This is a genomic window from Reinekea marinisedimentorum (assembly GCF_004341165.1).
In the GTDB taxonomy this organism is placed as follows: domain Bacteria; phylum Pseudomonadota; class Gammaproteobacteria; order Pseudomonadales; family Natronospirillaceae; genus Reinekea; species Reinekea marinisedimentorum.
Genome location: NZ_SLZR01000001.1, coordinates 474,309 through 481,729 on the forward strand (window position 1 = coordinate 474,309; position 7,421 = coordinate 481,729).

General features: G+C 41.0%; 6 protein-coding genes. All 6 read left to right on the forward strand.

Features of this window, described 5'->3' with window-relative positions:
* Positions 1-2 precede the first annotated feature (2 nt).
* The 6 genes from BCF53_RS02275 (at position 3) to BCF53_RS02300 (ending at position 7,246) form a co-directional block, all read left to right on the forward strand.
* Positions 3-557 (forward strand): arsenate-mycothiol transferase ArsC, encoded by a 555-nt coding sequence (locus tag BCF53_RS02275; RefSeq protein WP_132699438.1) that lies wholly within the window; start codon positions 3-5, stop codon positions 555-557.
* Entirely contained in the window at positions 550-1,866 is a 1,317-nt protein-coding gene (locus BCF53_RS02280; protein ID WP_132699440.1) for an O-antigen ligase family protein, read from the forward strand. Before BCF53_RS02275 ends, BCF53_RS02280 begins: the two co-directional genes overlap by 8 nt.
* Positions 1,863-3,107, forward strand: a complete 1,245-nt coding sequence (locus BCF53_RS02285; RefSeq protein ID WP_132699442.1) for a glycosyltransferase family 4 protein — start codon at positions 1,863-1,865, stop codon at positions 3,105-3,107. The genes BCF53_RS02280 and BCF53_RS02285 overlap by 4 nt, the downstream gene beginning before the upstream one ends.
* Before the next feature lie 21 nt (positions 3,108-3,128).
* Positions 3,129-4,103, forward strand: a complete 975-nt coding sequence (locus BCF53_RS02290) for a glycosyltransferase family 2 protein (protein ID WP_132699444.1) — start codon at positions 3,129-3,131, stop codon at positions 4,101-4,103.
* A gap of 12 nt (positions 4,104-4,115) precedes the next feature.
* Entirely contained in the window at positions 4,116-5,435 is a 1,320-nt protein-coding gene (locus BCF53_RS02295) for a phenylacetate--CoA ligase family protein (RefSeq protein WP_132699446.1), read from the forward strand.
* 191 nt (positions 5,436-5,626) lie between these two features.
* Positions 5,627-7,246 carry an Ig domain-containing protein gene (locus BCF53_RS02300; protein ID WP_132699448.1) on the forward strand — a complete coding sequence of 540 codons (1,620 nt, stop codon included), beginning with the start codon at positions 5,627-5,629 and terminating at the stop codon, positions 7,244-7,246.
* Positions 7,247-7,421: the final 175 nt, after the last annotated feature.

The following is a 7,421-nucleotide window of genomic DNA, read 5'->3' on the forward strand; positions in this document are numbered from 1 at the left end:
CTATGTGGTGCCCGGCTTTTTTAGAACGGTATATTAATAACAATTATGGATCAAAGCGTGGTTTACTGAAGGCTTTCAAGCATAACCTTCTGTTCCGCTTAGGCTTTTATAAGCGATATTCCATTCAGAGCCTTAATTTTAAACCTCGTCGTTATGTGTTTGTTTGTGCCGGTAATATTTGCCGTAGCCCGTTAGCTGAGGGTGTGGCAAAAAAGCTAGGGGTAAATACCGCGTCTTTTGGCCTGGATACGCGTGGAGGGGACCCGGCAGATCCGCGAGCCATTGCATATGCAGAGACTATCGGTATAAATCTGAAGACACACGTTACAACAAGAATGGGCGAATTTAAGCCAGAGCGTGGCGATGTCATTATCGTTATGGAGCCAAAGCACATAGAAATGTATCAGGCCTTACAGCCTGATGCTCCAATTGTATTGCTCGGGTTGATCGGCAGTAAGCCTTACATTCAAGACCCTTATTCCTGCAACCCGCTGTTCTTTGAAAAATGCGAACAGCAAGTAGCAGCTTTTACAAGTAAAGTGGTGAATCGTGGCTAAGGTGAAACCAGAAGATTTTAAAGTAGAAGATTTCTATTTCTTTAAAATTAAGAAAATGTGGGCGTTCTTCTGGAGTGAGCACCCCGCCTTTTGGGCAATTTGCGGCTTTCTTTTCTTTGAATACTTCCGCCCACAGGCCATTTATACAGCGATAGATTTTATACCCTGGTCTCAGTTGTTCTTGGCATTATCGCTTGGCTTTAGCTTTGTGGATAAAAAGAGTAAGCTCAGGTGGAGCCTTACTCATACTCTAATTGTTCTATTTACCATTCAAATATATATATCTTTCATCTTTGCATATAACCCTGATGTTTCTTGGTCCAAGAATATTCAGTTCCTTCAATGGGTAGTTGTATTCTTTTTAGTTACAACCATTGTGCAAACGCGAGAGCGTTTTTACGTGTTTTTAATGATTCTGTTCATTTGTTCTCTGAAGATATCTATAGGAACCAGTAGAACGTATGCCATGAGAGGATTTAGTTTTACAAAATGGGGCTTAATGGGGCCTTCAGGTTACTTTCAGAATTCTGGCGAACTATCTATTCAAATGCTGGTGCTTGTTGCATTGGGCATCTGTTTAATTATGCGAATGTGGCCGTATTCGGGTCGACTGGAAAAGCTGTTGCTTGTACTAGGTGTAGTAACCCCAGTTTTAACCATTATTGGGGCCAGTAGTCGTGGAAGTCAGCTAGCTTTGGCATTACTGTTAGCTGTCTTTTTTTATAAAAAGGTATTTCGCCCTAAGGTTCTTGTAGCCGCTATTTTGGTTGTGGTGGCAATTAATTACGTTCTTCCGGAAGAGCAGAAAGATCGATTCAGGTCTATGGGTGATGATACTACCTCTACACAGCGTATTCTGTACTGGAAAAATGGCTGGGAAATGATGAAAGACTATCCATTTACGGGCGTCGGTTTTTTCAATTTTCCGGTCTATTTCACTGATTTTTACCCTCAGGATATTCTTTTCAGAAACCATCAAGGTAGGCTGCGGGCAGAGCTACCCCATAACATCTTTATTCAGGTGGGTACGGATGCTGGTTTTCCTGCTCTGCTCTGGTTCATTCTATTGCCATTGAGTGTATTGAGGTTTAGGGGTAAAAGTGAGATAGATCACAGTATACATCGTGGGCTTCTCATGGGGATTTTGGGGTTTTGCGTAGCCGGGCAGTTTGTAAGCGTTGCCTATTACCCCTTTATGTGGGTTTCGGTTTCCATGCTGGCTGCCTTGAGAACTACGCATAAAATTAGCAAGTCACAGCCTGCTTTAGAGTCAAATACGGTAGAAGATGCTCAAGGAAGAAATATATGAAGGTGCTCTGGTTAAGCCACTTCTCACCTTTCCCTCCTAAAGGGGGAGCGCAACAGCGTGCCTACAATATGCTTGTGCAAGCTGCTAGTGAACACAATATAGACTTTATATCTTTAGCCTCCCATGCACTTCTTGAAGAGAAATTCCAAACAGTTAAGCAGGGCCTAAAAGTAACCAATGAAGCACTGTCTAAGCATGTAAATGTTAAGGCACTCGTTGTATTTGGCGGCGCAGATTATGCCAAAAATAAAATTAGGTGCGCACTGCAGGCATTGTTTTCTGCTAAAACTTACGATGAAGTCTATTACAACCATCCTGAATTTGTACGCGCAATAGAGAGCGCCATTGAATTAGAAAAATACGATGCAGTGTATGTAGATACTATTAGCTTAATGCCATTGCTAAAAGGCATTACTACACCGGTCATTTTGAACCACCATAATATTGAATCTTTAATGTTAGTACGCAGGGCAGAACAGGAAGGCAATATACTGAAGAAGTTTTTGTTCCGCTGGGAAGCAATAAAGATGAAATGGCTGGAAAAGAGATACGCCGACAAAGTCACAGTCAATGTTACTTGCTCCAAGCTGGATTCCGAAAGGTTGAATAGTATTGTGCCATGCAATACTCATTGTATACCTAATGGTGTAGATACTAATTATTTTAAGCGTAAACAGGAATATAAGCCTGAGAATACAAGTGGCTTAGTGTTTATAGGCGACCTCACCTGGTACCCCAATGTAGATGCGGTTAGTTGGCTTGCAACAGATATCTACCCTGCAATTGAGCAGGCACTAGGGGGCGTTGATCTTAACGTTATTGGCAAAGGTAGTGTGCCGGCTTTAGATGAGTTGGCAGGTAAAAGAGCTAATGTGACTGCACATGGCTTTGTAGATGATATTTTCCCGTTCATGGAAAACGCAGCGGCCTACGTTTGCCCAATACGAGATGGTGGCGGTACTAAGTTGAAAGTGCTGGATGCTCTGGCAATGGGAATTCCTTTAATTGCACACCCTATTGCTTGTGAAGGTATTGATGTGGAAGACGGTGTTAATGTTTTGTTTGCACGCACGCCAATGGAGTTTGCGACTAAGTTAAAGTTATTGTTAGCGGATAAGAATTTGAGCGAATCTCTTTCTGTAGAGGGTCAAAAACTTATTGAATACAAATACAGTTACAGCAAAATTGGAAAGGTGTTTAACCTGGTTATAGCATCAACACAGAGTACGAATTTTAACTAACTTCAGCGCGGTAATATCGTAATGCATAGCTATTCTGTTTCAGTCGTCATCCCCGCATACAATGAAGAGCGTTATCTTTCTAGTTGCCTGGATTCAATTACGCAACAAAAGCTGAGTAGTCAAATAGCAAATTATGAAGTTGTTGTTGTAGATAATGGGTCAACTGACAAAACCTTGCAGATTGCGAAGCAATACCCGGTGAAGGTTCTTAGCAGCAAAGCAAAATATGTAGGCGGAGTAAGAAACGATGGTGTTAAAGCGACTAGCGGCGATGTCTTGGTGTTTCTAGACTCTGACTGTGTTGCAGATGAGGGCTGGGTGAGCCGTTGCTTGGAATTACTCGTTAAAAAAAACTTATCAGCGATCGGTGGCTACTATAATTTACGTCAAAACCCATCTTTTTTTGAACGGTACTGGATACTTAATGATGGGAATAGTGGAGAGAATGAATCTTTGCTGGTTGGTGGCTGTATAGTTACCTGGCGCAAAGAGTTCAATCAGGTCGGAGGATTCCCAGATTACTTAACTGCTGGAGAAGATAGCGCATATACTAAGCTGATGCAGGGTAGGAATGGCTGTAAGGTTGATCCATCCTTGAATGTTGTGCATTTAGGCTACCCTGATACCTTTAGGAGCTTTGCGTCTAGGCAGGTTTGGCAGAGTTCAAGCTATATTCAGAACTTAAGGTCGTCCATTAGAGAAACAGTGTTTTTGCTTCTACTCGCGCACATCTTTATAGGCATTGCCTTCATTGTTTTATTACTAGTTACTTCCTGGCTTTCTGTTCTTGCTATTATTGCTTGGCTAACATTACCTGTTGTATTTTCGTTTAAGCGGATTTATAGGGCATCCTATAGAGCAAGTAGTCATATAGAATATATTAAAATCTACTGTGTTGATCTTCTGTATATTGTATCTCGTGATATAGGCGTTATTAAGTCATCGTTTATGATGATTTTTAATCAAGGCATAAGTAAGTCCAGGGTCAAAGACTAGAGGTTGGTCTAAATGAGTAATTTCTATAAAAGCCTTCCGTATTGGCTGCAGAATGTTTTAGTGACTGGCTATGGCTACAAGCAGTCAAGAATTAGATATCACACTCGCCTACCTAGTGACTACTTTGCAAGCCAGAAAGAGCTCTCATCAACAGAAAGTAATGAATGTCGAAATGAGGCTTTAAAGAGCCTTTTAACATATGCGGTAAGGCACGTTCCTTTCTACCGAAAACTATATCAAGGAAATAAGTTCTCCATTGACAAGATTGTTGCCAGTGACTTGCCAAATATCCTGCCCGTAATAAACAAAAAAATAGTCCGTGACAATTTGGAAAGCTTCATTTCTGACGAATATCGCAAAAAGGATCTACTTGCCCACCATACTAGCGGTACAACAGGGTCACCTGGAACCTACTTTTGTACCAAACAGGAACGTGCCGTAAATTTCGATCAGTTCCGGAGTATCTTGCTAAAAAACGGATGTGACTATCGAGACAAAAGCGCTACGTTTGCAGGTAGAATGGTTGGTGGCAATAAACAGCATCAAATTGGTAATATAGACTGTTATAATAAGACACTCTATCTTTCCAGCTATGGGATAAATTCTAGAACGGTAGCTCATTATATCAATTGGCTAAATAGGTATCAGCCAAAGTATATTGATAGTTACCCATCTTCTTTATATTCATTGGTCGTTTTGGCCAAAGAAGCCGGTGTGAAACTCAATTTTAGCCCTCAATTTATTGTTACTTCTTCAGAAACACTTAGTCCAGAACATCGACTAGTAATAGCTGATTTCTTTGACACAAAATTAATTGACCATTATGGAAGTACTGAAATGGTTTTCAATTGCTGGTCAGATGGAAGTGATTATTACCATTTCGATGAAACTTATGTTCCAGAATTCTTGAATCGGACCGGTGATGTTGCAGAGCTAGTTGCCACGCCGTTATTTTTAAAGGCAATGCCGCTAATTCGATACACCACGGGCGACAAGGTTGTAGTGAGCCGTGATGGGCACATAACTGAGTTCATAGGCCGAATGGATGATGTCTTAATTACGCCGTCAGGAAATCGCATAGGGCGGTTAGATCCCATTTTCAAAGGATTAGCGGGTATCCGAGAGGCTCAGATTGAACAGGTAGCTAAAGACTCGGTCGTAATACGTGTGGTTAAGGGTGTTGGCTTTAATCTGGCTGAAGAGTTGCGATTAATAGAGAACTTGTCTGCGCGTTTGAATAATGAAATGGCAGTCAATGTCGAATATATAGAAAGTATCAAGCGCACATCGAATGGGAAATTTAAGGCTGTGATTGGCCTAAAGCCTAGCTAGCCGAGTAGAGACAAAATATTGTCAGAACGTTATCCGGCTGATGTGTAGTCGTCAATAGTTAGCGTTGATAAGCTGCTACCGTTAAGGTTGTCACATCTTTTGAAATAGATCAGTGTTTGTAGTGGTAATGAGAGAAAACTGAAATATAGTAGTTTCTATGTTTTAGGCCATAAGGCTAGCGGAGTAGTAATATGAAGTTGTTGTTTAATAGTACTGTACTTGCAATAGTAGCAATGTTTTTTAGTAGTTTTGGTTATAGTGCAGATTTTCCTTTGGATGAGGGTGAATTCATAAGCGCTAAGATGCCTATGCATTTGGTCTACCCTCGTCCTAATATAGAAAGCAATGCAGATTCCCGTCACCGATGGGCTCACAGTGAAATGGAGTATCAAATACCTATCGGCGTTCAAGGAGGTGCATGGCCGTTTAAGTATGAATTAGTCGAAGCACCAGCTGGTGCGGAAATAGGTGAATACTTTGATGGTGCTGGATACGGTGTGATTAGTTGGACACCCTCTTCTAACAGTGGCACCTATAGTTTCGAAGTATTAGTTACTGACCAGGATGGTAGTACAGTAACAGCGGAGTGGACGGTTGATGTTGACAATGAAAAGTTCGTCTTTATAGAAGATGAATATAATGGTGTCCAAAGTGGAACTTTTAATGAGCCATTAGAAGATTTTTCAGACTGGTATCTAGGTGATGCAGCAGATACTACCTATGCAGGAAAAATCGTAGTATTTCGTGGTGGTAACTATTCAATGGTTGGTGATGCTGATAACAACTATAACGTTAATTTCACACCGGCGGATAAAACACTGGCTTTTGTTGGTTATCCCGGTGAGAAGGTGGTAGTTGACAGCTCTAAAGCACAAGTTATTTTTTCAAATGACGAGGCAAATGATTTCTACGTAAGTGGTATAAACTGGGACAATGCTCGTGTTGATGTTGGAAACCCTAAGTTCTTTTGGTTTGGTCCAGATGCATCTAGAACGACGTTTTGGAAGAACACCTTTAGCAATATTACTGCAGGAACATCTGGAACAGACAACGCCGGACCAATATTTTATGGCCATAGTAATGCTTTGCGTGAAAATATTTTTATTAAATCAAATACATTTAACTACGTAACTAATAGTGACGGTGGTAATGGGCACTATGTAGACCTGTACCGAGCTAACTATGTTTTGGTAGAAAGTAACGAAGCTAAAAATTCCAAAACCAATTATGGCTTTTGGATGAAGGCAACAAATGCATACGTTACCGTTAGAGATAATGTGGCTGTAGAGGATGTATATGGTAGGCAAATTGCGATTCACTATGGAGACGCCTCAGAAACAATTCCGCATGACCATGAGGTTTGTTGGAACCGCATACGTACTAATGAAGAGTACGCTGCCTACCGCCCGTCATTAGCATTTGCCGTGATTTTTGGTGAGAATTTTGACTGGCGAGAAGAGCACTATAATAGTTTTTTGTATAGAAACACAGTAATCACTGGTTTTATTGAACTTAGGAATCAAGGGGCCAGTGCTTATCAAGCAGAAGATAATCTGGCTGTTGCGAATATTGTATCGGATGTGACTAATAATGATACGAGTTTGATCTACGCGACAGGAAATATTGCTCTGGATACTTCCGAATACAGTGTAGATGAAATCGTTGATGATCAAGGTTATTTGATTAGTGGAAGTACATACCGATCTAGCTACTTAGGAGTCAAGGGCGCAGAGTTAGCCGGACGATACTCTGAAAGCGCAATAGCTCCTGTATACGAAGAGGGCTCAGCTACCAAAGTGTTTACGGACTAATTAGCTTTGAAACCCAAAAATTAAGCCGCTTTATGCGGCTTAATTAATTTAGATGAACACTTAATTCATTAAGTTAAAGCGAGCCTGTAGATAAATTTGTGTAACTGCTTATCATCATTGCCTGCAAAGGCTAAGGATAAGCACTATGAACAAAGAGCAACTTGAAGCCCTGGCT

What these genes read in the sequence shown, in the direction of transcription:
- BCF53_RS02275 (WP_132699438.1), top strand. Translation starts at nt 3, where the DNA reads ATGTGGTGCCCGGCTTTTTTAGAACGGTATATTAATAACAATTATGGA.
- BCF53_RS02285 (WP_132699442.1), top strand. Translation starts at nt 1,863, where the DNA reads ATGAAGGTGCTCTGGTTAAGCCACTTCTCACCTTTCCCTCCTAAAGGG.
- BCF53_RS02290 (WP_132699444.1), top strand. Translation starts at nt 3,129, where the DNA reads ATGCATAGCTATTCTGTTTCAGTCGTCATCCCCGCATACAATGAAGAG.
- BCF53_RS02295 (WP_132699446.1), top strand. Translation starts at nt 4,116, where the DNA reads ATGAGTAATTTCTATAAAAGCCTTCCGTATTGGCTGCAGAATGTTTTA.
- BCF53_RS02300 (WP_132699448.1), top strand. Translation starts at nt 5,627, where the DNA reads ATGAAGTTGTTGTTTAATAGTACTGTACTTGCAATAGTAGCAATGTTT.